At 35.1% G+C, this 23,308-nt stretch carries 18 protein-coding genes; 12 read left to right on the plus strand and 6 right to left on the minus strand.

From position 1 onward, the window contains the following. Window positions 1-3: 3 nt before the first annotated feature. Window positions 4-780 (minus strand): membrane metalloprotease, encoded by a 777-nt coding sequence (locus QO182_RS12465; protein ID WP_371561930.1) that lies wholly within the window; start codon window positions 778-780, stop codon window positions 4-6. A 94-nt stretch (window positions 781-874) separates the two neighbouring features. Continuing rightward, window positions 875-1,918 (minus strand): hypothetical protein, encoded by a 1,044-nt coding sequence (locus QO182_RS12470; protein ID WP_371561932.1) that lies wholly within the window; start codon window positions 1,916-1,918, stop codon window positions 875-877. Window positions 1,919-2,165: 247 nt separating this feature from the next. Here QO182_RS12470 and QO182_RS12475 point away from each other — a divergent pair, with 247 nt between their 5' ends. The 5 genes from QO182_RS12475 (at window position 2,166) to QO182_RS12495 (ending at window position 7,724) form a co-directional block, all read left to right on the plus strand. Beyond that, window positions 2,166-2,681 carry an RNA polymerase sigma factor gene (locus QO182_RS12475; RefSeq protein WP_371538435.1) on the plus strand — a complete coding sequence of 172 codons (516 nt, stop codon included), beginning with the start codon at window positions 2,166-2,168 and terminating at the stop codon, window positions 2,679-2,681. A 60-nt stretch (window positions 2,682-2,741) separates the two neighbouring features. Continuing rightward, a complete protein-coding gene (locus QO182_RS12480; protein WP_371538433.1) occupies window positions 2,742-3,650 on the plus strand; it encodes a FecR family protein in 909 nt (302 codons plus the stop codon). After that, window positions 3,643-6,168, plus strand: coding sequence for a carboxypeptidase-like regulatory domain-containing protein (locus QO182_RS12485; protein ID WP_371561934.1), 2,526 nt, complete (start codon window positions 3,643-3,645; stop codon window positions 6,166-6,168). Before QO182_RS12480 ends, QO182_RS12485 begins: the two co-directional genes overlap by 8 nt. Window positions 6,169-6,507: 339 nt before the next feature. Then, on the plus strand, window positions 6,508-7,056 hold the full coding sequence (locus tag QO182_RS12490) for a flavodoxin domain-containing protein (protein WP_371561935.1): 549 nt from the start codon (window positions 6,508-6,510) through the stop codon (window positions 7,054-7,056). A gap of 269 nt (window positions 7,057-7,325) precedes the next feature. Next, window positions 7,326-7,724 (plus strand): DoxX family protein, encoded by a 399-nt coding sequence (locus QO182_RS12495; protein ID WP_371561937.1) that lies wholly within the window; start codon window positions 7,326-7,328, stop codon window positions 7,722-7,724. Window positions 7,725-7,850: 126 nt separating this feature from the next. On the opposite strand, the gene glmM is transcribed toward QO182_RS12495, so the two are convergent. Beyond that, entirely contained in the window at window positions 7,851-9,254 is a 1,404-nt protein-coding gene (glmM, locus tag QO182_RS12500) for a phosphoglucosamine mutase (protein WP_371561939.1), read from the minus strand. A 97-nt stretch (window positions 9,255-9,351) separates the two neighbouring features. On the opposite strand from glmM, the gene QO182_RS12505 reads away from it, so the two are divergent. From QO182_RS12505 to uvrA, 7 genes are all read left to right on the plus strand, one after another. Continuing rightward, a complete protein-coding gene (locus QO182_RS12505) occupies window positions 9,352-9,936 on the plus strand; it encodes an ACP phosphodiesterase (RefSeq protein ID WP_371561941.1) in 585 nt (194 codons plus the stop codon). Between the two features lie 159 nt (window positions 9,937-10,095). Continuing rightward, window positions 10,096-11,781 (plus strand): gamma-glutamyltransferase, encoded by a 1,686-nt coding sequence (gene ggt, locus QO182_RS12510; protein WP_371561942.1) that lies wholly within the window; start codon window positions 10,096-10,098, stop codon window positions 11,779-11,781. 49 nt (window positions 11,782-11,830) lie between these two features. Next, a complete protein-coding gene (gene ggt, locus QO182_RS12515) occupies window positions 11,831-13,516 on the plus strand; it encodes a gamma-glutamyltransferase (RefSeq protein WP_371561944.1) in 1,686 nt (561 codons plus the stop codon). 189 nt (window positions 13,517-13,705) lie between these two features. Next, entirely contained in the window at window positions 13,706-13,807 is a 102-nt protein-coding gene (locus tag QO182_RS12520) for a hypothetical protein (protein WP_371561956.1), read from the plus strand. 44 nt (window positions 13,808-13,851) lie between these two features. Further along, window positions 13,852-15,636, plus strand: a complete 1,785-nt coding sequence (locus QO182_RS12525; RefSeq protein ID WP_371538415.1) for a chloride channel protein — start codon at window positions 13,852-13,854, stop codon at window positions 15,634-15,636. Window positions 15,637-15,704: 68 nt separating this feature from the next. Beyond that, window positions 15,705-16,658 (plus strand): Fic family protein, encoded by a 954-nt coding sequence (locus tag QO182_RS12530; protein WP_371561946.1) that lies wholly within the window; start codon window positions 15,705-15,707, stop codon window positions 16,656-16,658. 279 nt (window positions 16,659-16,937) lie between these two features. Next, the gene (uvrA, locus tag QO182_RS12535) at window positions 16,938-19,769 is read left to right on the plus strand and encodes an excinuclease ABC subunit UvrA (protein WP_371561948.1); all 2,832 of its coding nucleotides are present in this window, start codon (window positions 16,938-16,940) and stop codon (window positions 19,767-19,769) included. A gap of 327 nt (window positions 19,770-20,096) precedes the next feature. Here uvrA and QO182_RS12540 read toward each other — a convergent pair whose 3' ends face one another. The 3 genes from QO182_RS12540 to QO182_RS12550 all read right to left on the minus strand — a co-directional run bounded on the left by QO182_RS12540 (window position 20,097) and on the right by QO182_RS12550 (window position 23,133). After that, window positions 20,097-21,953 carry a hypothetical protein gene (locus QO182_RS12540; RefSeq protein ID WP_371561950.1) on the minus strand — a complete coding sequence of 619 codons (1,857 nt, stop codon included), beginning with the start codon at window positions 21,951-21,953 and terminating at the stop codon, window positions 20,097-20,099. A gap of 146 nt (window positions 21,954-22,099) precedes the next feature. Continuing rightward, the gene (locus tag QO182_RS12545; RefSeq protein ID WP_371561952.1) at window positions 22,100-22,921 is read right to left on the minus strand and encodes a hypothetical protein; all 822 of its coding nucleotides are present in this window, start codon (window positions 22,919-22,921) and stop codon (window positions 22,100-22,102) included. Next, a complete protein-coding gene (locus QO182_RS12550) occupies window positions 22,921-23,133 on the minus strand; it encodes a hypothetical protein (RefSeq protein ID WP_371561954.1) in 213 nt (70 codons plus the stop codon). The genes QO182_RS12545 and QO182_RS12550 overlap by 1 nt, the downstream gene beginning before the upstream one ends. Between the last annotated feature and the right edge of the window lie 175 nt (window positions 23,134-23,308).

Below are 23,308 nucleotides of genomic sequence, written 5' to 3' on the forward strand. Positions count from 1 at the left end.
CTTCTATTTCCCCCCGTTTGCTTTAAGATCTGCTAAACATTGGGCATCCAGTTTTGGGGCTGAACCTCCTGAAACCATATTGGCAATTCCGCTTCCTGACTCTGCAGACCAATACATTAAACAACTTTCAACATTACAATGTTTTTCATGTTCTGTATCTTCATGATTGCTTTGCAAGACTGTCCCTAAATTAGTCAGTCCTAGAATATGTCCAAACTCATGTGTAATTACCGTGGTTTCAAATAAAGCCCTGTTAGGCTCAAAAGGACTATCGCTTAAACTATGAATTGTCTTCTCGTAAATCACGAAGGACGTATTTCTATAAGCAGTACCTAAAACATAGCTATTCCCTAAGTCAGAAGCAGATGCTCCATCAATAAAAAGAGCCCATACTGCAATTTGGTCTGCAGTTTTATATTTGGTTCTGTTGGCATCTTCGATAGCTACAATTTCTTCATTTGTAAATGTAGCTTTCCCAGGTGAAGCAATTGCTCTTTTTGCTACCGTTATCCCCCCTGATTTATTAATTCTGGCATTCAAAAAAGAAGTAAAATTACTAATTGTTGTCGCTGTCGGTTCATATCCTTGGACATAAACCACTTCGATTACCATGCTTTTATAAGTATCTTCAGATAATAAATCATGGGCTGAACTTCCCGTTGCTTTCTTATTATTACTAATCGAAAATCCGTCTACTAAAGCTGTATCTGTACTATCCTCTTTCGAACAAGAAACTAATAAGGCAAAGGCCATCATTACTAATGCAATTCTTTTTTTCATTTTATTCTTTTTTTAGGAATCCCATTTTTAAAAACAGCAACCGTTTCCAGTTGCTGTTCTAAACTTATCCATTATTTAAAACTAATCACTCAAATTATATTTGTTTCAACACTAAGGTTACAGCAGCATTTGTTGTGCTTTGCAACGTGATTGAAGTTGCACTGAAACTAGTTACTTTCCAAGTATTGTTCAGTAAGCTAAAAGAAGCATTTCCTGAAAAATTCAATTTCAAAAACACATCAGTCTGCGAACTTACCGCATAAGTACCTGTTGCAGCTGTGGTAAGACTGTTTACTACTTTAATAGACATGTCATTTGCAAAGTCTACAGTAAAATCTTTATAGTTATTCGCTGAGTCAACACCTGCATTTAAATAGGATTGTACTTTAAACATTCCGTTTACTAAAATAGTTTCCACTTTTTTAGAATTTTGAACTGCTTCAGCCATTGTTGCTTCTGTTTTAATAGAGGTATTAATAGTTGATTGAAATTCCGCATCACTGGATACCGTTGATTTTGTTCCATCAATCAGTGTAACTGACATTGGATAATTAATTGAAAACAATTCTGTACTGCTTATATTAGACATATACGTATATAATTGCTGTTCGGATGTTATAACCACACTCCCCGTTTGTTGTAAACTTACATTATAGATTAAAATTGTAATAGGAAAGTTAATTGTTACCGCAGAAATAGCATCTTGTCCAGAAGACTGAGCAGTCGTACATGCATTAAGAATAGCATTGTATTCCGTTTGATTGTTTACCGTAACCTCTGTATAGTTACTTGTTTTAACTTTTAAAGGAAATTGTAAGGTTACTGAATCCTGATCATTATTAAACTGCCCTAAAATAGAAATTACTTGTTGGTAATCTAATTGACTTAAAAGTGTTACTTGCACCCCATTTACTGTAGCTTTTGCAGGAAGCATAATTGATGAGCATGAAGTACCATCAATAAAATCGTCAAAAGAACCATCGTACATCGCAGTACGTTTCAGGTTGTTTGAAGTAGTTGAATTAGCAGCGTTTGTATTTGGATTCTCTCCTTGTACGTCATCTACTTCACTTTGGCATGATGTGAAACCTAATATAGTCATCAATGCAATTCCTGTAATAGTTTTTAATCTTTTCATAATTTACAAATTTAATGTTTTTCTAATGTTATACAGCGAGGATTGATTCGCCTTTCTGTTAGTAAGACAATCAACATTATTTTTACCCTACCCCCTTTTTTAATAAAAAATAATAAATTTAACAACCTACTTATAATCAATTATTTAAAATAATTAAAAAAACATAAAAAAATATCAACTTGCCTTGTTCCTCCCGTTGTTTAAAAAATATTTTACATTTACAGCCCATTCAATGAACCTACGATAAATGAATAACGGAGATAAAAACCTTTGTGAGGAGCAACATTTTAGCGACTTTTATATAAAGAATGTTCAATCAGCGACTAATTTTGCCTACTATAAATGCGGTGATAGCGATGCTGCCATGGATCTTGTTCAAGATGCTTTTGCTAAAATTTGGGAGAATTGTTCCCAGATTGATTTCAGTAAAGTCAAAACCTATTTGTTGACTACAGTAAATAATTTATTTCTAAATACTATCAAACACAATAAGGTAGTTATGGCTTTCGCCAAAGAGACGCCTAATTTAGACACTACAAATCAAAGTCCAGAATATCTACTCGAAGAAGAGGAATTCAAAGTAAAACTGCAAAATGCGATTGCGTCTTTAAGTGAAGCGCAGCGCGAAGTTTTTCTAATGAATCGAATTGACGGAAAAAAATACCGCGAAATAGCAGAACTACTTGATATTTCGCAGAAAGCCGTTGAAAAAAGAATGTCGGCAGCACTAAAAATTTTGAAAGCACAAATAGAAAATATATAATTATTTGATTTATAGTAGGGTAAATCGAATTGAATTTGTCTTATACATATAGAGTTGAAAATGAAAAACGAAAACGAAATAATAAAATGGCTTAACGGCGAACTTTCAAGTAAAGAAATCGAAGATTTAAAACAATCTGAAGGTTTTGACACGATTGAAAAAATAGCGCATTATGCTTCCCATTTGGAAACCCCAAACGTAGATGCGCAAGCAGCATTGGCAGCTTTCAAAACTAGGTCTCTTTCGAAAAAAGAAACAAAAGTACGTACCCTAAACTTCAAGTCCTTCTTTAAAGTGGCGTCGGTTTTAGTGGTGTTACTTACTTCCTCTTATTTTCTATTTTTTAACAACACCCAGACCCACCAAACCGGAATCGCACAAACAAAAACCTTCCGATTACCAGATAACTCCGAAGTTTTATTGAATGCAAAATCAAAAATCACGTTCAATGAAAAAAAATGGAAAGACAACCGCGATTTAACCCTTGATGGAGAAGCTTATTTTCAGGTGCAAAAAGGAGAAACCTTCAGCGTACAAACTGCTGACGGTGTTGTAAAAGTACTTGGAACCCATTTTAATGTAAAACAACGCAACAACTACTATGAAGTTAGTTGTTATGAAGGATTAGTTAGTGTAACCTATAACAATGAAACGATTAAACTACCTCCTGGTAAAACGTTTAGAGTAGTAAATAAAGAAATAGAAGATGTAGATGATTCTACTGCCGAAAATCCATCGTGGATGCAACAGGAATCTAGTTTTACAGGAATTCCTTTGGTTCAGGTAATAGCAGAATTAGAGCGTCAGTACAATATTAAAATCAAAACGGAAGGGGTTGATACTTCTAAATTATTTACAGGAAGCTTTACCCACACCAATCAAAAAATCGCATTGGAAGCAGTGACCATTCCCTTAAAATTAAGTTACAAAATAGAAGGTAAAACTATCGTATTCTATAATTATGAATAAATGGATCCTTTATTTATTGTTGTGTATAACAACCATTGGTCAGGCGCAAACAGCAACCAATAAAACGGCTTTAACAGCAATCATAGGTACTGTTGAGCAACAGTTCAATGTGAAGTTTTCGTATGCTGTCGAAGACGTGGCCAATATTTCCATCGAAAAACCTGCTACTGAACTAACGATTGAGCAAACTATAGCCTACCTCAACTCAAAAGTACTTTTGAACTTTAAATCGTTGGACGGTCGTTACGTAACGGTTTCCGTATTAAACAAAACATTCCCCATATGCGGCACCGTGATCGCACAGGATTCTAATACCTCTTTACCGGGAGCATCTGTGCGTATTGATAACAGTTCTAAAGGAACCATAACTATAAAAAACGGTTCTTTTATACTGGACAATGTACCACTTGACGCGAATATTACCATTTCGTATATAGGCTATGAATCCAAACAATTTACTGCTAATGAATTATTTTCTACTACAGTCAATTGCAAGAAAATATTCCTTAAACCTTCTAAGGAAGAACTCAATCAAGTGTTAATCAATGTTTACCTGACACCGGGATTACAGAAATATATTGATGGAAGTACGGTTTTAAATACTAAAAAATTTGGCATTCTTCCCGGACTGGTAGAACCTGATGTATTACAGTCTATACAAGCTTTGCCAGGCGTGGAAAGCACGAATGAAAGTATTGCCAATATTAATGTACGTGGTGGCACCAATGACCAAAATTTAATGCTTTGGGATAATATAAAAATGTATCATTCCGGACACTTTTTTGGTTTGATATCTGCTTACAATCCGAACGTAACAAATAAAGTCACAGTAAGTAAAAACGGAACCAGCGCCGCCTATAGTGATGGGGTTTCGAGTACCATAAACATGAGTACAAATGATAAAATAGGAAGCTCGATTTCAGGTGGTGGTGGTGTCAATCTAATCAGTGCCGATGCCTTTCTAGAAATACCGCTAGCTAAAAATCTCGAGTTAGATATCTCTGCACGTCGTTCCGTTACTGATTTAGTTACTACACCCACTTTTACCAACTATTACCAGAGAAGTTTTCAAGACACAGAAATCAATGCTGACAATGCTGATAAAAGTACCAAATCTGATTTCTATTTTTATGATTTTACCGCTAAATTACTATTTGACTTAAACGACAAGCACAGTTTTAGAGCGAACATAATTGGGATCAATAATGCTTTGAATTATGCTGAATATTCTAACGCCAACCAAAGCGAATCTAAGGTTAGCCAGCTTTCGCAAAAGAATATGGGCTACGGAGGTAGTTGGAAAGGGCAATGGACGGATCGTTTTAGTACAGAGGTCGTAACCTATTTTTCCAGATACAATATTAACGCAACGGATTATCGGGTGCCAACGGACCAGTTATTAACCGAAGCCAATGAAGTACTTGAAACAGGAACCAAGCTGAATGCACACTATAAAGCAAACTCAAATCTTAATTTACTATTAGGATACCAAATTAACGAAACCGGAATGCTTAACCAAACTACCGTGAGCGCTCCCTCCTATTCCAGCACTAAAAAAGATGTATTGCTGAATCATGCCGTTTTTACAGAAGCCGAGTACAACAAGAATAACACCTATTTAAGACTGGGAGCACGGTTAAATTATTTTCAAAAATTTGACAAATTACTGGTAGAACCGCGCATTAATATCCGCCAACAGCTATCAAAGGAATTTGCATTAAAACTAGAAGGGGAATTTAAAAATCAAACCGCAACTCAAATAATCGATTTTGAAGACGATTTTCTGGGTGTCGAAAAAAGGCGCTGGGTACTGGTCAACAATGAAGACATTCCTATCGCAACCAGCAAGCAGAGTTCTTTTGGAGTAGAATTCAAACAAAACAAATTGAATATTGAGCTGACTGGGTTTTATAAAATCGTAGACGGAATTACAGCTTCTAATCAGGGGTTTTATAATAATTTTCAATACAAAAATGCACATGGCAGTTATACAGTAAAAGGAGTCGAATTTCTAGCCAATAAAACAGCTAGACGATTCAGCGCTTGGATTAGTTATACGTATAGCACTAACGACTATGAGTTTGATTCCTTTACTCCTTCTAGCTTCCCTAATAACGTGGACATTCGGCATTCTGCTTCACTGGGGCTAAATTATGATATTCTGGACAATCTAAAAATTTCAGTTGGAGGAGTTTGGCGCAATGGGCAACCATACACTCGACCACTTGAAGGCAACGAAACGGTTCAAAATGGCAACAATACCATGGTCAATTACGGAGCACCTAACAGCGAGAATCTAGATGACTTTATGCGATTAGATGCATCTTTCAGTTATAGTTTCAATTTCAGTACTGCAATAAAGGCAACCCTACGCGGTGGGGTAATCAATATCACTGATGAAGACAATGTCACAAACCGTTATTACAAAGTAGATCCAAACGACAACAGCAATACTATTGCAGTAAACAACAAATCCCTAGGTATGACTCCTAATGTTAGTTTTAGAGTCAATTTTTAGCGTTCGCGCTTAAAGCAGCACCAATTTAGAACTTAAACCCTCTTTTAAATTCAACTTTAAAATGGGCCATTGCTTTTGTTGCCTTTTCCTATTATCTGTTAAATAAGTCCATTGAAACTATTCTTTTTCGAATTAACAGCCCTCCTTTATCCTTTTTCTACAGAATTAACGACAATAAAAAGTACTGTACTTTATTTATTTTCAGATACTTGTGATTTTTTATCCGTATTTTTACTTCTATAATTACCCTCTATTTATTTCTGTGTGTAAACCAGATCTCAAAATAAAAACGGGGCACATTAGAAAAGCTAAAAGAGTAGAAATATAAAAACGACAACTATGAAATTCTTAATTATTTACGGTACTACTGAGGGGCAAACCCGAAAAATTGCACGTTTTATGGAAGAGGTTTTGCAAGAGAATGGCCATCAAGTGATTATTGCTGATGCTTCAGAGGAACCACCAACGCCAAATGGTTTTGATGCCGTTTTGATAGGCGGATCTATTCACATGCACAAATATCAGTCGCCAATGGCGCATTATATAACCAATCATGTTACTGATTTGAATAAAATGCCCACTGCATTCTTCTCAGTCTCTCTCGCTGTTGCGTCTGACATCGAAGAAGAACATCAGGAAGTTCAAAAAATAACAGATGAATTCCTTGCCCAAAAAGGATGGAAGCCTATGATTACCACTCAAATTGCTGGAGCGCTTAAGTACACTCAATATGATTACTTCAAACGTCTCCTCATGAAATTTATTTCTAAAAAAGAAGGACATACTACAGATACTTCGCAGGATTATGAATACACGGACTGGAATGCCGTAAAAACATTTATCGATCAATTCGCTGATAAAGTTGCAAAAATGAGAGAAGTACTCTAATCTACACAAACGAATTACAATTAAAAATAAAGAATAGAACCTCATGTAGAATAGCACTTCATTCCGAAACTCAATAGCCCTTTTATATCGAATATAAGCCGCTTTGAAAAAGGTTTATTTGTATTAAAGATTAAAAACAGTACCGTTTAGAAGTAAAAAACTACGTCTGCTAAAGAAAATAGAATATATTTGAGAAACAAAATAAGAACTAAGTTATAGAATAGCGTAATCATATTAACTTTTCATTTGAAACCTATCAAACAAAAATTATGAATAAAAACACTGATTTAGGATTGTTAATCCTTCGCATTGCAGTTGGAGCCTTAATGTTACTTCACGGAATTTCTAAATTAGGAGATGTCTCTTTTATTGAAGGCATGCTATCTGCAAAAGGACTACCTTCAATTCTTGCCTATGGAGTTTATATCACTGAAATTATTGCTCCTCTACTTATTCTTGTTGGATACAGAACTCGATTAGCGGCTGTTATATATATTTTTGGTACTTTATTTGCTTTTTTCTTAGTTCACACAGCAGATCTATTTTTATTAAACGAAAATGGTGGTTGGAAATTGGAATTATTGGGATTATACCTATTTGGTGCGTTGACATTATTCTTCACTGGAGGTGGAAAAACGGCAGTCTCTTCTTCCAATACATGGGATTAAACTTTTGACTATATGAAATTAAAAAAGTACTATGCATAATTTGCATTCTTTCATTACGAACTAAAAATCAAAACCCCTTTCAAATTAACTTTGAAAGGGGTTTTTACATTTTTAAAAAGCGCAGTTTTAGATTCCAGCTACCGCTTTAATTTCGTCAATAATTCGCAGAGCTAACGTATCAGCCTGTGCTTGTGAAGGCGATTCGGTATAGATACGGATAATCGGTTCTGTATTTGATTTTCTCAAGTGAACCCATTCATTAGCAAAGTCAATTTTTACTCCGTCAATGGTCGTGATATCTTCGTTTTTATATTTATCAGTCATAGCAACTAGAATCGCATCCACATCAATTTGTGGTGTCAACTCAATCTTGTTTTTACTCATGTAGTACTCCGGATACGAAGCACGCAAAGCAGAAACCGTCATTTTCTTGTTGGCCAAATGCGTCAAAAATAAGGCAACCCCTACCAAGCTGTCACGACCATAATGTGACTCTGGATAAATGATTCCTCCGTTTCCTTCTCCGCCAATGATAGCATTGTTCTTTTTCATTAAATCCACCACATTCACTTCACCTACAGCAGATGCTTCGTAAGTTCCATTATGTCTGTTAGTCACATCGCGCAAAGCACGGGAAGATGACATATTAGAAACCGTATTCCCTGGAGTTTTACTCAAAACATAATCAGCACAAGCTACCAAAGTATATTCTTCACCAAACATTTCACCATCTTCACAGATGAAAGCCAAACGGTCCACATCTGGATCAACTACAACCCCTAAATCAGCTTTTTCCTTTACTACCAGTTCTGAAATATCAGTCAGGTGTTCTTTTAAAGGTTCTGGATTGTGTGGAAAATGTCCGTTAGGTTCACAGTATAATTTCACTACTTCTACACCCATCAATTCTAATAATTTTGGGATGATGATTCCTCCAGATGAATTCACTCCGTCTACTACCACTTTGAATTTAGCTACTTTTACAGCTTCAACATCAACCAAGGGCAAGTTCAGCACCTCATCAATATGAATATCCATGTAAGCATCATTCTCTGTGATTTCGCCTAAACTGTCCACATCTGAGAAATCAAACGCTTCGGCTTCAGCGATAGCAAGGATTTTTTCTCCTTCGATACCATTTAGAAATTCCCCTTTTTCATTCAATAACTTTAAGGCATTCCATTGCTTGGGGTTGTGCGAAGCGGTAAGGATAATTCCTCCGTCTGCTTTCTCCAAAGGAACGGCAACTTCAACTGTAGGTGTCGTTGACAATCCCAAATCAATCACATCAATACCTAAACCAATCAAAGTATTCACTACTAGATTATGAATCATAGGTCCAGAAATACGGGCATCGCGACCTACAACTACTTTTAGTTTTTCATCAGTATTACTTCTAGAAGCTGTGTTGTTTTTCAACCAAGTCCCATAAGCCGAAGCAAATTTTACAGCATCAACTGGCGTCAGGTTATCCCCTACTTTACCTCCAATAGTTCCACGAATTCCAGATATTGATTTTATTAAAGTCATTCTTATGTTTTTAAATTTTGATTTATTTCTTGTTATTTTCCACAAATATAATAATTGACAGTTTAAATAAGTCATTTAGAATTCATAATTTAGGCGAATGAACTTCTTAGCACACATCTATCTTTCGGGCGACAATGATTTAATCAAAATCGGCAATTTTATGGCTGATGGTATTCGGGGGAAACAATTTAAAAATTATCCTTTGGAAGTCCAGAAAGGAATTATGTTACATCGCGCCATTGACACCTTTACTGATGCACATCCTATTTTTCGACAAAGCACTAAAAAATTGCATTCCAGATACCATCATTATTCTGGTGTTATCGTTGATGTTTTTTACGATCATTTTCTGGCAAAAAACTGGATTAAATACTCTAATCAGGATTTAGACGGCTATGTTGCTGCTTTCTATCAGTCTTTGAGTGATAACACTCCTATTCTAAGCGAAAGAACGATTGGTTTAATGCCCTATATGATAAAACAAAATTGGCTGCTCAGTTATCAAACCATTGAAGGAATTGACAAAATATTAACGCAAATGGATAGCCGAACCAAGAATGAATCAAAAATGCGTTTTGCATCAGAGGAATTAACGGAGTTATACACCGAATTTGAGCAGGATTTCACGCTGTTCTTTGAGGATTTGAGAGCACATGTCAGACAAAAATTATTAGAAGAATAAATTTAAAAATAGAGTAGCTATAGAAACATATAAGTTTTTAAATGTTGAAAAATACTATGAGTACAAATTTTACTTACATGACTTATATATTTTTAAAAAAACTATACCATAATTGGAGCTAAAATGTTTACAAAAATTAACGATATCTATTAAACCACAATGAAAAAAATGATACTACTCTTTTCGCTAGCAGTAATCGGCTGTAAATCAAATGAACAAACAGTTACTCCTACAGGTTTGGTTACTGATAAAGCGATGGTTGTTTCGGCCCGAGAAGAGGCTTCCGCAATTGGTGTCGAAATAATGAAAAAAGGGGGGAACGCTTTTGACGCGATGGTGGCTACTGAACTCGCATTGGCAGTAGCTTATCCGCAGGCAGGGAATCTTGGTGGTGGTGGTTTCATGGTTTTTAGAAAAGCAAATGGAGAAACCGGAGCGCTTGATTACAGAGAAAAAGCACCTCTTGCCGCAACCAAAGACATGTATCTCGATGAAAAAGGAAATGTAATTGAAGGCAAAAGTACCGCTTCGGCAGTAGCGTCTGGAATACCGGGCACGCTAGCTGGGTTATTTGCAGTACATAAAAAATATGGTTCTTTACCCATAGCTGAAATTCTTGCCCCTGTTATAGCCTTAGCAGAAAACGGCGTGGTGGTTACCGAATTTCAAGCGCAAAGTTTAGCTCATTATAGAGAAACGTTTATAAAAACCAATGGCCCAAATAGCCTGTTCTCTCAAGTTTATAAAGCGGGAGATACGATTAAATATCCCGCATTGGCATCCACTTTAAAACGTATTGTAAAGAACGGACGTGATGAGTTCTACAAAGGCGAAACCGCTAAAAAATTAGTAGCTTTCTTAAAAGCGAAAGATGGGAATATGACAGTAGAAGATTTAAATCAATACGAAGCTAAATGGAGAGCGCCTATTACTTTTACTTATAAGGATCTGAAAGTTACTTCCATGTCCCCACCCAGCAGTGGTGGTATTTGTTTAAACCAAATCATGAAAATGATCGAACCTTTTAATCTTGCCGAAATGGGACACAATAGTGTTAAAGCCATTCAAGTAATCACGGAAGCGGAGCGAAGAGCATACGCCGACAGAAATGCTTTTCTAGGGGACCCTGATTTTGTAAAGCTTCCTGTGAAAGAGCTATTAGATTCTACTTATATCAAAAACAGAATGAGTGACTTCTCATTCGACCAAGCCTCAAAATCATCCGAAATAGGCAAAGGAAAAATTGCAGGTTACGAGAGCAAGCAAACTACGCACTACTCTATTGTTGATGCCGAAGGAAATGCGGTTTCTGCAACTACTACCTTAAATGATAACTACGGTTCTAAAATCTACTGTGATGAGTTAGGCTTCTTTTTAAACAACCAAATGGATGACTTTAGCGCTAAACCTGGTGTTCCTAATTTATACGGACTTACTGGAACCGAAGCCAATAGTATCGCTCCCGGGAAAAGAATGCTCAGTTCGATGACGCCAACAGTTGTTGAGAAAAACGGAAAGTTGTTTATGGTCTTGGGGACTCCCGGAGGTTCTACCATTATCACTTCTGTTTTGCAAACCATATTGAATGTTTACGAATTTAACATGAGCATGCAAGAAGCAGTCAACGCGCCTCGTTTTCACCATCAATGGCTTCCTGACGAAATCACCTTTGAACCGAACTCTTTCGACAAAGAACTATTAGATAAAGTAAAAGCAAAAGGCTACAAAGTCAACGAAACTAATAAGGAAATTGTAGGCCAGGTAGATGCTATTTTAGTACTGCCAAACGGAAAACTAGAAGGCGGTGCTGATAAAAGAGAAGACAATAAAGCTTTAGGTTTCTAGACGATTTTAATTCATCCTATTCCAAATAAATAACACAAATACATCTAAAATGAAAAAAATTATAATTCTATTATGCGTCTTTGCTTTTGGCTGTAAAACCCAAACTAGTGTTGTCCAACCTACAGGTCTTTTAGCAAATGAGGCTATGGTTGTTTCGGCACGTGAAGAAGCCTCTAAAATTGGTGTCGGAATAATGAAAAAAGGCGGAAATGCTTTTGATGCCATGGTCGCAACTGAATTAGCATTGGCGGTAGCCTATCCTTATGCCGGTAATCTTGGTGGTGGTGGATTTATGGTCTATAGAAAAGCCAATGGCGAAAAAGGAACTTTGGACTACCGTGAGAAAGCACCTTTGGCAGCCACAAAAGATATGTTTTTGGATACAAATGGAAATGTTATTCCTGGAAAAAGCACCAAAACTCCATTGGCAATAGGTATACCAGGAACCATAGCAGGTGTTTTTGCAGTACATGAAAAATTAGGTTCTTTACCTATCGAAGAAATATTGAAACCCGTTATCGAATTAGCTGAACGCGGTGTTGTGGTTTCCCAAAAACAAGAAGAACGTCTGAATGACTACCGTCAAGAACTTACTAAAATTAACGGGGCCAACTCGGTACTTTCAAAAGTTTACAAAGAAAAAGACACCATTAAATACCCAGCGCTTGCTGCAACTTTAAGAAGAATTTCAAAAAATGGACGAGACGAGTTTTACAAAGGAGAAACTGCTAAAACTTTAGTCCGTTATCTTCAGGAAAAAGGAGCCATCATAACTATGGAAGATTTGGCTCAGTATGAAGCTAAATGGAGGACCCCGCTTAGTTTTAAATACAAAGATTTAAACATCATTTCAATGGCACCACCAAGTAGCGGTGGAATATGTTTGGCACAAATATTTAAAATGATTGCCCCTTATGATTTGGCTAAGATGGGACATAATTCACCACAAGCGATTCAAGTTATTGTAGAAGCAGAGCGCAGAGCGTATGCAGACAGAAGTTACTTTTTAGGAGACCCTGACTTTGTAAAAATTCCTTTAAAAGCATTAATGGATGACAACTATTTGAAGCAAAGAATGGCCGATTTCAGTTTTGAGAAAGCCACCTTATCATCAGACATCAAAGAAGGGAATGTAAATTATAACGAAAGTATGGAAACGACCCACTACTCCATCGTAGATCAATTTGGAAATGCTATTGCCGCAACAACAACGCTAAATGCAGGTTATGGTTCAAAATTTTACTGTGATGAGCTAGGTTTTCTATTGAATAATGAAATGGATGATTTCAGCGCTAAACCAGGAGTTCCTAATATGTTTGGCCTTGTAGGAAATGAAGCAAACAGCATTGCTCCCCAAAAAAGAATGTTGAGTTCTATGACGCCTACCATTGTAGAAAAGAATGGAAAACTATTGATGACCGTGGGCTCGCCTGGAGGCTCTACCATTATCACTTCTGTATTGCAAACCATATTGAATGTGTACGAATACAATTTAAGTATGCAAGACGCTGTAAATGCACCCCGTTTTCACCACCAATGGTTGCCCGATCTGATTACATTTGAACCGAATACGTTTAGTACACAAACCCTTGATACATTAAAAGCAAAAGCCTATCTCATCAATGAAAAAACAACTCCTGTTATTGGTAAAGTAGATGCTATTTTAGTTTTGCCAAACAATAAGTTGGAAGGTGGAGCAGATTTTAGAGGAGATGATACCGCCGTGGGATTTTAGAGGAATGTGATTTAATACCGATTTAGAACTTACCTTTAAAGAAAATAGCCATAGTGAAATGCTGTGGCTATTGAGAATAATTTGGTTCTTTTGGAACAAAAACAAAACGGATTTAGATTTAATATAAAAAATATGCAGTCAACATATACGCTCTTCTAAATTTTTATTTTGAAAGCAATTAGCTGGCCCTTGCGTGAATATATAAAAGCAAATCCAGAAGTAATAAAAAATTTTGTTACCAATATTAACCTACAACGATTGAGCAGAAAAGAAGCACTAAAAAACTTATAGGATCATTAAATTAATAGTAAATTAGCACTTTTAAAAAAAAAGAAATGTTCAAAAAATACATTACTAAGTTAGAAAATATTATTGGCTGGTCGCAATCTATGCTAACAGAAAAGCAATTTATTTTCCTATCGAGTGTATTAGTAGGTATTTCTTCAGCATTTGCAGTTATTGTTCTGAAATCATTTGCCCACCGAGTTTTCTCATTTGCCACTTATATTAATGGTATTTTAAAACTAAGTTTCATAAACAGTATATTACCTATCGCAGGTTTATTACTGACTGTATTGGTAGTAAAAAGAGTGCTTGGCGGCTCTATAGAAAAAGGGACTTCCCAAATTTTATATGCAGTGGCAAAGAAAGCCAGTATCGTTCCAAAAAAACAAATGTATGCCCAAATCATTACAAGTTCCCTAACTGTTGGACTTGGAGGGTCAGCAGGTTTAGAGAGTCCTATTGTTGTGGCTGGAGCCGCTTTTGGTTCAAATTATGCACAACGCTACAAACTGAGTTATAAAGACCGAACCCTTCTTATTGGCTGTGGTGTTGCAGCCGGAATAGCTGCGGCATTTAACGCGCCCATTGCCGGTGTTTTATTTGCTATCGAATTTTTACTTGTCGATGTGAGTATTGCAGCATTTACTCCAATTATGATTGCCGCCGCTACCGGTGCTTTGGTCTCTGAAATTATCTTGGATGAATCTATTTTATTAAATTTTAAACAGCAACAAGTCTTCGATTATCATAAAATCCCATTTTATATCCTTCTAGGTATATTAACTGGTTTTATGTCTGTTTACTACACCCGATATTTTCAAAGAACGGAACATTATTTTGCTAAACTTAAACTTAACTCTTATAAAAAGGCAATGGTAGGAGCCTCTATTCTAGCCATTTTAATTTTTATATTTCCAACACTTTTTGGTGAGGGTTATGAAAGCATCAAAGTATTATCAGAGGATAATCCCGGTGTAATGTTAGAAAACACTCTTTTCAGTAGTTTTAGTAATAATAGTTGGGTGCTACTAATATTTGTAGGCTTGACGATGATGGTAAAAGTTTTTGCCACTGGAATTACTTTAGGATCTGGTGGAAACGGAGGTAACTTTGCCCCTTCCTTATTTGTAGGTTCCTATCTTGGATTTGTCTTTTCAAAAGCGATAAATCTAACTGGTCTAACCCAGTTACCCGTTAGTAATTTTACGATGGTAGGTATGGCCGGTATTTTGAGCGGATTGTTCCATGCTCCTTTGACAGCGATTTTCTTGATTGCTGAGATAACTGGTGGCTACAGTTTAATGCTTCCCTTGATGATTGTTGCTTCCATCAGTTTTGCTATTTCAAAACGATTTGAAAGACATTCCATGGATGTAAAAGAATTAGCTAAAAAAGGACATGCTTTTACCAGTAATAAAGACACGAATGTACTTGCTACATTAGATACCAATTCTATTATACAAACCGATTATTTAACGGTTACCCCAGACGAAAACTTGGAGAAATTAGTCGATTTAATTTCGCACTCGAATCAAGTTATTTTTGCTGTCGTAGATAAAGAAAAACACTTAGTAGGTGTTGTCCATTTCAATAACATACGTGAAATAATTTTTAACACCTACAGGGTAAAATATACTTTAGTTAAAAACATCATGGCCGTTCCTACTGAAATAATCTATCCATTTAATACAATGGAGACGGTTATGAACAAATTTGAACGATCAAAAGTTGCCTTTTTACCCGTGGTGAAAGATGATAAATACTTCGGATTTATATCAAAATCAATAGCACTTGAAGCCTATCGTACCAAATTGAAATCGATGACTATTGAATAATTTATAATTCTTAATATCGGATAGGGTGTTTTTTATTATTATCCGATAATTGTAGTATCTTTTTGGTTATGTGGAAGATAGATACAAATTATAGAGAAGAATTTCAATCAACCTTTGATCGATTGTATCAAAAAAAGCAAGTCCTGCAAACCAGCAGACCATTGCCTGCCATCGCACTGAATAAAATCAAGGAAAGTCTATCTATAGAATGGACCTATAATTCTAATAGTATTGAAGGAAACACCATGAGTTTAAGAGAAACCCAAATGGTGCTTCAAGAAGGAATAACCATCAAGGGAAAATCATTACGAGAGCATTTTGAAACCCACAATCATGCTAAAGCAATTGATTATTTATTCTCCATTGTAAATGATGATTATGTGTTGCGTAGTATAGATATTTTGTCTTTGCATGGGTTGGTTTTGCGTTCCATTGAAGATGATTTTGCAGGTCGCTTGCGCAATGGAGGCGTGCGTATATCAGGTGCTAATTTTGTTCCTCCAAATGCCAATAAAGTTTCGGATTTACTCGATGAACTGATTGATTTTATCAATACAAATCCGTTAGGACTTAATGACATTGAGCTAGCGGCTGTTTTTCATCATAAACTCGTTTGGATTCATCCTTTTTTTGATGGAAATGGTAGAACGGTCCGGCTGGCAATGAATTTAGTATTGATGCGTTGTGGTTTTCCGCCTGCCATCATCTTAAAAAACGATCAAAAGAAATACTATGAAGCGCTCAATCAAGCCAATGGAGGTAATTATCAAAAACTTACCTTATTGATGTGTCAAGCTCTAGAGCGTACACTTAATATATACCTAAATGCGCTTCCAGGAAACGATACAGAATACATTTCTATTTCTAATTTAGTTCAGGAACCTGAGATGCCCTATGGTCAAGAATACATAAGTTTACTGGCAAGACAAGGCAAAATTGATGCTTATAAAGAAGGACGCAATTGGCTTACCACAAGAGAAGCCGTAGAGAATTATATGGCCACTAGAAAGAGAAAACGCTAATCACATAATTAGCGTTTTTTTATGCGCAATACCCATTCATTATTACAAGAACAAAACCTACTAAATAGCCCCGATTGAAGTAAAAATCCTTATAAGGCACCTGTTTTGCCTTATAAGATTGAAACGGAAAGCGGGAGAGCACTTTATTGAAAACAGCGGTGTTTCTGCTCCAAATAATGCACCTAATTCAATTATAAAGTATTGATTTTAACATAAACTTCTAAAGTGTTCTATCGAAAGAATAAATCAAAATGGTAACTTTGCTTTTTTGCAAAAATTATGTTAGATAAAGACAATACTATTGAGGTTCAAGGCGCTCGCGTTCACAACCTAAAAAATATAGATGTTTCCATTCCTCGTGAAAAACTGGTAGTCATTACTGGTCTTTCAGGCTCTGGAAAATCATCCCTCGCATTTGATACTATTTACGCTGAAGGACAGCGCCGGTACGTAGAAACATTCTCGGCTTACGCCAGACAGTTCCTAGGAGGCTTAGAGCGTCCTGATGTCGATAAAATTGACGGACTTTCTCCTGTTATCGCCATTGAACAAAAAACGACCAGCAAAAGTCCGCGGTCTACTGTGGGAACCATCACTGAAATATATGACTTCCTGCGTCTGCTTTATGCACGTGCAGCAGATGCCTATAGTTACAATACGGGAGAGAAAATGGTCAGCTATTCTGATGAACAAATCAAAGAGCTAATTATTGACGATTTCACAGGAAAACGAATCAATATTCTTGCTCCGGTTATTAGAGCGAGAAAAGGACATTACGGAGAATTGTTCCAGCAAATCGCTAAGCAAGGCTTCTTAAAAGTTCGTGTGAATGGTGATGTCCTAGATATTACTCCGGGAATGAAACTGGACCGTTATAAAACCCACGATATCGAAATTGTTGTGGATCGTATGGTTATTGAAAAAACTCCAGATAATGAAAAACGCTTAAGCGAAAGCATCAACACTGCCATGCATCATGGGGAAAATGTGTTGATGGTTCTGGATCAGGATTCTAAAGAAGTACGCTATTTTAGTAGAAACCTGATGTGTCCTACTACTGGAATATCGTATCAAAATCCGGAACCTAATTTGTTTTCTTTTAACTCTCCAAAAGGAGCTTGTGATCATTGCAAAGGACTGGGAACGGTAAACGAAATCAATACAAGGAAGATTATTCCAAATCCAAAATTATCCATAAAAGCAGGTGGTTTTGCTCCTTTGGGCGAATACAAATCGTCTTGGATATTTAAGCAGTTAGAAATCATAGGAGAGAAATATGGTTTCAAAATTAGCGATGCCATTGAAAAAATTCCAGCCGAAGCGATGGAAATGATTTTGAATGGTGGCAAGGAAAAATTCACGATTAACTCAAAAGATTTAGGCGTTGCCAGAGATTACAAAATAGACTTTGAGGGAATCTCTCACTTTATAAAAAACCAGCACGACGAAAGCGGTTCTACGACTATTAAACGATGGGCTAAGGAGTTCATGGATGAAATTCCATGCCCGGTTTGTGATGGTTCTCGTTTGAAAAAAGAAGCACAATTCTTTAAAATTGACGGACAAAACATTACAGAATTGTGTGCAATGGATATTTCTGACCTGACCGCATGGTTTAAGGATTTAGACAGCCGTTTATCTGATAAACAACAGCGTATTGCGACTGAAGTAATTAAAGAAATTAAGGACCGACTGAACTTTTTAATGAACGTAGGTTTAGAATATTTGGCTTTAAGCCGAAGTTCAAAATCACTTTCTGGTGGAGAAGCACAACGCATCCGACTGGCAACACAAATTGGTTCACAATTGGTTGGCGTACTCTATATTTTAGACGAACCCAGTATTGGTTTACACCAAAGAGACAATGATAAATTAATCCATTCTTTGGAACAATTGCGTGATTTAGGGAACTCTGTTATTGTGGTCGAACACGATAAAGACATGATTGAACGCGCTGATTATGTGATTGACATTGGTCCGAAAGCGGGAAAATTTGGAGGCGAAATCATAAGCATTGGAACACCGGCGGAAACCCTGAAATCAAATACCATTACCGCACAATATTTGAATGGCGAGATGAAAATCGAAGTTCCATCAAAAAGACGGGAAGGCAATGGAAAATTCATGAAACTAACCGGAGCCACAGGAAACAACTTGAAAAATGTTTCTATTGAACTACCATTAGGTAAACTGATTTGTGTGACGGGAGTTTCTGGAAGCGGTAAATCGACCTTGATCAATGAAACGCTCTACCCTATTTTGAATGCCTATTACTTTAATGGTGTCAAGAAACCGCAACCGTACAAAAAAATTGAAGGCTTAGAGCTTATTGACAAAGTAATAAATATTGACCAAAGCCCGATAGGGAGAACACCACGTTCTAATCCTGCCACTTACACCGAAGTGTTTACTGAAATCAGGAAATTATTCACCATGACTTCAGAAAGCATGATACGTGGCTATAAGGCGGGGCGTTTCAGCTTTAATGTAAAAGGCGGACGTTGCGAAACCTGTCAAGGTTCAGGTGTGCGTACCATCGAGATGAACTTCCTTCCAGATGTTTATGTAGAGTGCGAAACCTGTCAAGGAAAACGATTTAACAGAGAAACTCTAGAAATTCGTTTTAAAGGAAAATCCATTTCTGATGTGCTGAACATGACAGTGGACGAAGCGGTTCCGTTTTTTGAAATGATTCCGAAGATACACCGTAAGGTAAAAACGATTCAAGATGTAGGGTTAGGATACATTACCCTTGGTCAACAGAGCACAACGCTTTCTGGTGGGGAAGCACAACGTATTAAGCTTGCTGGAGAACTATCTAAAAAAGATACTGGAAACACCTTTTATATCCTAGACGAACCCACAACAGGACTTCATTTTGAAGACATTCGCGTACTGATGGGAGTTATCAATAAATTAGTAGACAAAGGAAACACCATCCTGATTATCGAACACAATATGGACGTGATAAAACTGGCAGATTATATTATAGATATTGGTCCTGAAGGAGGAAAAGGCGGAGGAAAAGTCGTTGCCAAAGGTACTCCCGAAGAAATAGCCGATAATAAAAAGAGCTATACTGCAAAGTTTTTGAAAAAGGAATTGGAGTAAGTGTTTTTAATTACAGCAAATTCGCAAATTATTATCTTTTAATTATACTTTGAAATAATACGAAAAAACTACTGTGTGATACAGTAGTTTTTTAGTTTATATTGGTTTGTGAGCAAGAAGTCTGTAGACTACGCAAGGCATATGCACTTTCAATACCCTTTTAGGTAGACTGCGTAGAGCAGCTACTATTTGAACTAACATTATGCTACTTGAAATGTCTGGAAGTTCGTAAACATTTATTTCCCGTTAAAGATAAAATTTCTTGCGAAACGTAAACGTGAATTTACCAGAAAATTCGCAATCTTGCAAAACGGCTGTTAGGCAATGTTATTTTATATGACGGATATAAATTTTAGCTCCATAATTTGGTACTCCTATAACCTTTAAACCTTTGATTTTCTTATCAATTGTTTTAATCAATTTTGAATTAATATCTTTTGTAGCGTCTTTAACCGGTTTTGCAGTATTTTTACTTTCGTGTAATTCCAAAATCAATTCCTTTTCATTAAATTTTAAAACAACTCCATCTATATCCGTTACTATTCTTTTGTCTGGTGATAAAGAATAATTATAGATTTTAATTCTAGCAAGACAAACTATTACAGTACCCTCAAAACTTCTGAACGCCGACTTTTTGATTTGATTTAATTCATGTTTTCGGTCAGCATCTTTTTCATTAATTATCGCATTTTCTATATTTTCTTTAAGTGGATTTAAATTAGCTACTTTAACGCCAAAATATTCATAGTTATCATAAGAGTGTTTATCAATGTCATAATGAAATTTTTCATCTATATGATAACGTAACACTGCCCAAAGTATATCCTTATAGATAGGGATATTTTTGTTTAAAAGTGCTTTTGTAATATTTGATGAAATATACTTATTAATTGGTAATTTGAAATCTGTTTTTTGTTGTTCTGAAATGGGAAGTGTATTTAAATTTCTTTCGATTATTTCACTAATCTTTTTGGTTTTATTAAATTCAGTATTCGCTGTTCCAATAATTTGACCAAGTACAATGTTACCAATATTAAAAATTAAAGTTGAAAAATCTTTTAAATTAAAATTCTCACCAATGTAAAAATCTATCACTCGTTCGTCTGTAAATGGATTTAAATCCATCGAAGCTTCAACATCTTCAATCCCTTTTTTGACTGTTAAAACTTGTCTTGTTGCTTTAGAAAGTTCTTCAAAAACCATATTTTTTTTGTTTAGTTGAATTCTCAAAAAATGGTTTAAATTACAAATTGTTGGATCATATAATCCTGATTGTAATGCAAGATCAAGACTTTGCTCGAAATTAACGTCAATAGTTTTGGATGCATTTACTTCATAAGAACGTTGATGTGTTTGGCTTTTAATATTCAGATATAGGTTATCAAAAAGAATTGAAAAAAGTGGTTCCAAAATTATTGACATTCTTTTATTTTGATATCTATGTTCAAAAGAATCTAGTGATAAAACTGTAGAGAGTATATCTAGATTAAAAGGTAATGAGCTATTTCTTGAATCAAGTGAGATTATAGAAATGTCTCTTAAAATATAATATATATTTTTAAGTTGGGAAACTTGAATAGAGTTGGCAATAAGTTCATTATCTTCCTCTGGAAGGATAAGAAGTTTATAAACATTTAGAATCTCATTTTGCTGTGGTACTCTTCTTTTAAATGTTTTATAAATCCTATAAAAACTGATTATATGATGGAAATTGACATAATCAAAATTTTCTATAACATTTGTTGACCATTTTTTTAAATCTACATCTTTAATACTATTAATTAATTTTTTCTTAAAAGATTTATTTTGAAGACAATGGAGTAATAAGGTTTTTTCATCTCCAATAGTGTTTTTGCAGTGTCCGAAATTGGAAAGTAAAATCCACGATTTTATAATATCATTGCCAAAACATTTAACACCATTTATAGTTATATTTCCTTGTGCATTGGTAGTTCCTTTAAATGTATTTTCTATTATTTCTGAAATTACACATTGCAATATTAAGTAATCATATCTACTATGATTTGAATTTTTAAAGGCATGTGAAATTAACCCTAAATGTGCAGTCTTTTTTTGCCTTTCAATTTCTTCAACTTTTATGTAATGTTGATAAAGTTTAGCACTCAAGTCAAGGAAGTTAACCGTAACTTTTCCTAATATTGGAATGTCTTCCTGTATTCTCATAGTTCTTTTATAATATTGCCTAACGTTATGCCACTTAGCGAGGTTGTGGACTTTTGAAAACGAGTACTTTCGGCTGAACTTAAACGTCATTAAAAACGGCAATTCCACTAAACCCACAATCTTGCTAAATGGCTGTTATAGGCTGTTTATCTTGTTAAATCTTTGAGTAAATTCGATAAATTTCTAAAAATTTTTTGAGTGTTTGTTTCGGTTATCTCGTCTAAATTATCATTTAAATTCAAGCGACCGAATATATCAGCATCAAACTTTGAAACAATTAATATTTCTGATGTAGGAATGATAATTCCCAATTTTTCGTCAATTTCTTTTTTCTTATTATTTTCTACATAAAACTTAATTACATCAGTATATTTAGTAGTTATATCAATCGTTAGTTTTTCCTTATCTCTATAACCGCTAAAATTTGGTATGATTCTTATATGCGATTCGCCTAAAGGTTCGGAAATTTTATTTACATAACCGATATAAACTTTGTTACTTTTAGTAGTAATCATTAATAATTTGTCTTCATCTTTTTTTTCTGTAAGTGAAAACCAAAATAAACGATCTAATTGAGTTCCAAACTTTCTTATTGTAAAGTCATATGCAAATTTTCTGGAACAAAATAAATTTAGAAATTTTGCAAGTGGGAAAGAGATAAATAAAATTAATATTGAGTGTTTGAATCCAAATACAATATTATTTTTTCCTATAATATTATTTGTTAGAATACTGAAGTATGTTCTATAATCAGTTATAGGTTTTGAACAAAATAAAGTGATTTCTGATTTTAGAATATAGTAGTCTAAAATAAATGCTGTAATAGAAAGTAAGACAGAGCAAAGTAAAGAATTAAAAATTAATCTTTGTCTGTCTACACGAATATTATAAAATTTTGTTAGATTAAATGTGAAAAGAAAAATGTACCCTGCTAATAGAGGTAATATTATAAGATCTAAACGTGGCATTATTCAGCGTGTGCAAATTTTCTAGAATTTGCTTTCTTAAAATTGTTTATAGATTTGTCTAATTTCTCAATCAATTCTAAGGCTTCTTTGCTATCATTAAATAAATCCTCACTTTTCATATAAAATGCACCGGAAGAAGTTACTCTAACTCTTTTGATGTCAGATTTTTTTGTTCTTTCGAACCAACGGTTAATGTTTTTAAAAAGTGTCATAATATATTGATTCAGTTAAACATTGTAAAACTAAAGATTAATATGCTAATAAGCAAATTTATCTTGAATCTCCGATTTTTTTAAATTGCCTATAACGTCAGTCTGTGAAAAAACCGCCGTTATGTTCTTTCAAATATAATGTATATTTCGAATATTAAAGCAAGAAAAGTTGTAT

Source organism: Flavobacterium sp. Arc2 (assembly GCF_041431385.1).
Taxonomy (GTDB): Bacteria; Bacteroidota; Bacteroidia; order Flavobacteriales; family Flavobacteriaceae; genus Flavobacterium.

Coding starts and splice junctions, on each gene's coding strand:
- QO182_RS12475 (WP_371538435.1), top strand. CDS start 2,166: ATGAATAACGGAGATAAAAACCTTTGTGAGGAGCAACATTTTAGCGAC.
- ggt (WP_371561944.1), top strand. CDS start 11,831: ATGAAAAAAATTATAATTCTATTATGCGTCTTTGCTTTTGGCTGTAAA.
- glmM (WP_371561939.1), bottom strand. CDS start 9,254: ATGACTTTAATAAAATCAATATCTGGAATTCGTGGAACTATTGGAGGT.
- QO182_RS12530 (WP_371561946.1), top strand. CDS start 15,705: ATGTGGAAGATAGATACAAATTATAGAGAAGAATTTCAATCAACCTTT.
- QO182_RS12480 (WP_371538433.1), top strand. CDS start 2,742: ATGAAAAACGAAAACGAAATAATAAAATGGCTTAACGGCGAACTTTCA.
- QO182_RS12490 (WP_371561935.1), top strand. CDS start 6,508: ATGAAATTCTTAATTATTTACGGTACTACTGAGGGGCAAACCCGAAAA.
- QO182_RS12505 (WP_371561941.1), top strand. CDS start 9,352: ATGAACTTCTTAGCACACATCTATCTTTCGGGCGACAATGATTTAATC.
- QO182_RS12465 (WP_371561930.1), bottom strand. CDS start 780: ATGAAAAAAAGAATTGCATTAGTAATGATGGCCTTTGCCTTATTAGTT.
- QO182_RS12495 (WP_371561937.1), top strand. CDS start 7,326: ATGAATAAAAACACTGATTTAGGATTGTTAATCCTTCGCATTGCAGTT.
- uvrA (WP_371561948.1), top strand. CDS start 16,938: ATGTTAGATAAAGACAATACTATTGAGGTTCAAGGCGCTCGCGTTCAC.
- QO182_RS12485 (WP_371561934.1), top strand. CDS start 3,643: ATGAATAAATGGATCCTTTATTTATTGTTGTGTATAACAACCATTGGT.
- QO182_RS12540 (WP_371561950.1), bottom strand. CDS start 21,953: ATGAGAATACAGGAAGACATTCCAATATTAGGAAAAGTTACGGTTAAC.
- ggt (WP_371561942.1), top strand. CDS start 10,096: ATGAAAAAAATGATACTACTCTTTTCGCTAGCAGTAATCGGCTGTAAA.
- QO182_RS12470 (WP_371561932.1), bottom strand. CDS start 1,918: ATGAAAAGATTAAAAACTATTACAGGAATTGCATTGATGACTATATTA.
- QO182_RS12525 (WP_371538415.1), top strand. CDS start 13,852: ATGTTCAAAAAATACATTACTAAGTTAGAAAATATTATTGGCTGGTCG.
- QO182_RS12550 (WP_371561954.1), bottom strand. CDS start 23,133: ATGACACTTTTTAAAAACATTAACCGTTGGTTCGAAAGAACAAAAAAA.
- QO182_RS12545 (WP_371561952.1), bottom strand. CDS start 22,921: ATGCCACGTTTAGATCTTATAATATTACCTCTATTAGCAGGGTACATT.